The sequence below is a fragment of the Gluconobacter thailandicus F149-1 = NBRC 100600 genome (assembly GCF_000964465.1).
Taxonomy (GTDB): Bacteria; Pseudomonadota; Alphaproteobacteria; order Acetobacterales; family Acetobacteraceae; genus Gluconobacter; species Gluconobacter thailandicus.
Genome location: NZ_BANH01000166.1, coordinates 1 through 275, shown reverse-complemented (window position 1 = coordinate 275; position 275 = coordinate 1). Strand labels below are relative to the sequence as shown.

Genomic DNA, 275 nt, shown 5'->3' with positions numbered 1-275 from the left:
CTTGTCCGTTCGCTCCGCACCAGCGATAAATCCACCGCCCAAGCCCGCGCGCTGGGGATGGCCGCATCACTGGACGGGACATTTATGGACATCAGACGTCAGGCCCTTGAACTCATTACCGGCGTGAGAGACGACAAGCGGCCATTGTCGGAACTACGGCAGTTCTTGCAGGCCCACGCGGACGAACTAGCGAAACAGCCGACTTCATTCACCGAGCCTTTCATTCGCAGCCTGCGACGTATTGGAGGGCTTGAGGCGACCAAAAATCGCCAGGA

General features: G+C 58.9%; 1 protein-coding gene. It reads left to right on the top strand.

The features are described 5' to 3' along the window. Positions 1-84 precede the first annotated feature (84 nt). Positions 85-275, top strand: a 191-nt coding sequence (locus B7444_RS17030; protein WP_048855256.1) for a hypothetical protein, incomplete at its 3' end; no start/stop codon positions are given.